This is a genomic window from Cysteiniphilum halobium, from assembly GCF_003574425.1.
In the GTDB taxonomy this organism is placed as follows: domain Bacteria; phylum Pseudomonadota; class Gammaproteobacteria; order Francisellales; family Francisellaceae; genus Caedibacter; species Caedibacter halobius.
Map to the genome: position 1 here is coordinate 1 of NZ_QLIU01000048.1, position 4,043 is coordinate 4,043.

The 4,043-nt window shown below is 38.9% G+C and carries 2 protein-coding genes; both read right to left on the reverse strand.

Annotated features, from left to right (window positions below; all coding sequences use genetic code 11):
* A partial coding sequence (locus DNK85_RS08275) for a BspA family leucine-rich repeat surface protein (protein WP_119329109.1) occupies nt 1-2,883 on the reverse strand: 2,883 nt, incomplete at its 3' end.
* 185 nt (nt 2,884-3,068) lie between these two features.
* A partial coding sequence (locus DNK85_RS08280; protein WP_162896622.1) for an Lcl C-terminal domain-containing protein occupies nt 3,069-4,043 on the reverse strand: 975 nt, incomplete at its 5' end.

The window sequence follows — 4,043 nt, forward strand, 5'->3', positions numbered from 1 at the left end:
GGCATCAATATCGGCTTTGCTAATGACTTGATTTAAGGTGACATCAACATTATTGAGTTTCAAAGCACCAACGCTTTCAAGCGAAGTCACTTGAATGCTGGCAATTGTATCATTATCAATATCATTGTAGTTAAAGTCACCGATTACAAAGGTGTAATCTGTATCTTCCGCAGTAGTGACGGTATTGTTAGCTGCCGTTGGTGCATCATTAACCGCATTTACGGTGATGTCTACAGTATCGATATCAGATAAGGGTGTGCCACCACTATCGGTTGAAGTAACTGTTAAGGTATCACTGCCATTAAAGTTGAGATTTCCCTGATAGGTTAGACTTGCTAGCGTGTTATTAATATCTGTTTCATCTCCACTAATGGTTAAGTCATTACTACCATTAGCTCCAGCGGATATTGTTGCTAAACCGGAGAGGGTGACATTTAACACCCCATTGTTTACCTGTAAACGGGTTGTTGCTAAATTACCATTAGGGTCCGTTACTGATATGCCTGTTATGGCAAGTAGTGTATCTTCATCAATATTTTGTGCGCCTGGCACGGTGTTCTCTGGTGGAGTTGGCTCTAAACTATCGCCCTGAAATGTCCAGCCTTTAGTATTGATTAGATTATCTCTAGCGGACTGGGCACTTGCTCCATAGTAAAGATTATCGACACCAATAGTGATACCAGTTGGTGCCGAAGGATTATCCCAGCCAATTAAAGTCGCATTATAATTTGCTACCGACATGCCACTGAATGATAAAAAGGCAGCCATATTAGTGGCACTAGATAAGTCGAATCCACTTAGATCTTGATCAAATGCGCTTGCATTTTGAAACATAGAAGACATGGCAGTAACATTTGACACATCCCAACTATCTAATGATTGATTAAATACTGTTGCACCAGAGAACATGCCTGTCATATTGGTAACATTTGAGACATTCCAGCTATCTAATGATTGATTAAATGACGTTGCGTTCGAAAACATACCTCTCATAGTGCTAACACTTGAGACATCCCAGTTAGCTAATGATTGATTAAATGCGCTTGCAATTTGAAACATCCAAGACATATTGGTAACATTGGAGACATCCCAACTATCTATGGATTGATTAAATACTGTTGCATCAGAGAACATCCAAGACATATTGGTAACATTGGAGACATCCCAACTATCTAGGGTTTGATTAAATGCTATTGTGTTTGCGAACATATTAGACATATTGGTAACATTGGAGACATCCCAACTATCTATGGATTGATTAAATGCTGTTGTGCTTTTGAACATATTAGACATATTGGTAATATTTGACACATCCCAGTTTGAGACATTTAAATTAGCACTGTTATTGGCATAAAACATGCCGCTAAGATTGGTAACATCGGTTAATATCGGCGTATCTGAAGCATTAAAGCTTACGTTATCTGTATTAGAGAAAGCGAAATCTAAATCACTCCAAACGACATTCCCCCATTGCTCAACAGTTTGTACTTTCAAGCGATCATTATTGCCAAAATTAAAACCATCAACATCGCCAACAACTGCAATCGTATATTGTCCTGATACAGCATAATTATGTGTGATATCACCACCACTTGTATATGTATTTGATGTTCCATCTCCCCAAAATACCTTATAACTTTGTCCTGCCCCACCGGCAACTGGCAAAATATAAGTGCTTGAATCGCTACTGCCTGAGTATGTAACATTTGTATCAACCGTCATCACAAAACCGATCGCTTCAGCACTTGCCTGATCATCAGCAATCGTTAAACTAATCGTTGCACTATCTGTTCCACCACCAGGAGAGTCTTCAATCGTATAGCTGAAGTTTTCTGTTGTTCCTGTTGCAGTGACTTCTAGCCTCTGACCATCTGCAAGTAGTCTCACCGTAGTACCAGACGCCAATGTTACTGTTTGGCCGGGTGAAATAGGGTGATCAGTACCATCATTAAGATTGATAATTTGGAGATTTTCCATTTCAGGATCTGAGTCATTATCAAGTGGGGTGATGGTAATTGGAACCCCAGAGATAACGGTAAAAGCATCGCTAACTGCATCTGGGGGATCACCTAACAGGACATGGCTCCAATGTTCTGATGACAGGCCTGTAATATCAATCTGGCCTTTTTCATATTCTAAATCCCAATCAACAACGTTATTTACTTGACCTGTGAAATCAATAGACGCTGCAATATCTGCACTGGTTAATGCTGTTAATGCATCAATAAAAGCTTGTCCTTTATCACCTTCGGCAACATTACAACCATAAAATAAAATATCACCTTGCTCCGTCAGCGCTTGGCCCCACTGCGCTAACTGTGCTTGATAGTCCATCAAGTTGCTCGCTGTAAGATCGACATTTCCCAATTGCAGCTGTGCTTCAGCACCATGGGATACAATGTGAATTGCTTCTAAATTTTGATATTTTGCTAAAATATGAGCAATTGCATCAACACCGTCAACCTCTGATGTAATCACTTCAATGGATGCATGACGAGACACACTTTCAATCAAAATATGAGGATCTTTAACTCGGCTATCAATAATCATTACTTCAGTAAACTGACTATAATCTGTTGTAAAGCCTTCACTATTTGCTTCAATAGCCTCCAGCAGACTTTCTGTTGCTTGTGCATTTTCGTTTTGTTTAAGAGCGTTTAATATATAAATTTGTTCTTGCTCACTGACGCCATCGGCTAAATCCACCGCTTCAATTGCAGCACCATCAAACATATATCGAGGCTCTAACTCCTGCAATAAGAATGGTTGCTGCTGGTTTTTTAGCTGGTTATCTTGCAATAGCTTTTTAAGAATTAAGTCTTTGTCTACTTTTTTATTGAGACTGAGCTGTTCTTTTATTAATCGATATAATTGTTTAAACATGGCGGGGCTCCTGTTAGTTGTCGTAGCCACCAAAAGACAGTAATGACTACAATTTAAACAAAGTATAGTCGCTCTGATAATGTCTTTCCTTGGACAAAAGATATTTCCTATGGTGACTTTTTCTATATCTGACTAAGAGAATTAAGAGTTGTTTGTAAGTGATTTGCTATTAATAGTAGTATTTATTACTCTATTTGGTTATAAATCAAACTGCGCACTGGTAAAACGTAATGGTCATCTTCAACCGGCTCTGGATCTATGATACCTCTTTTTAAACCGACCGGTCTAGCCTGCCCGGCAAGCCAATCAGCTGAAGTCCAATAAAAATTGACCGTCATGTTTTCAAAGCCATTTATCATTAGCCAGTCAAGATTATAATTCGGTCCAACACTAATATCAGCACCATAATTTATGAGGCTGGATAATTCGTTGACATTAGGTAAGCGCCAGTCACTGTAGCCACATAGTTTAACTGCAGCGATATTCATATTATTAATTGCTTGGATGGCATCATGCCAGTTAAGTCTATTGAGATTTATAATTACATTACCATAATTAGGTTGTAGTGATGGTCCTGCATTATCAAAGTCTTCAAAACCAATAACTCCATTTTTGGGCCACATAAGTCCTGTTAAATAATCTATTATACACTCTCCTTCTTCTACAAATCGTGTGATTGGCCATGGCTCGCCAGCCATGATATCACCATCAGCGCCAACAGGGGCTACAATCGGCATAGATGACGTTTGCCCCGTTATGATCACTTTAGCAAGGTAACCATTGCTGTTACCTCTTACAGGGATAGCCTGCAAAAGAGTTAATTTATCAAATGTTAGTACAAAGTAATCCTGCATATTTACTGTATAAGCATCATTAACATCATTAACACGTGTTGTACTAGTCCAATACACAGCACGGATAACATTTATACCAAAACCATTAAGCCAGGTATAATTAGGGAATTCACCATAATTAATAAGGCTTTTAAGTTCATTAACATTAGGCAAACGCCAATCGGTATAACCACAACGCGAATAATTATTAGCCGCAGTCAATGCATCACTCCATGATAGATCAGTAAAGGAGTCTTCTCTTGGCCACATTAGACCTGTGAGATTATCTATTACACAATCTTCCTCCGCACCAGTACCTTGACTAAA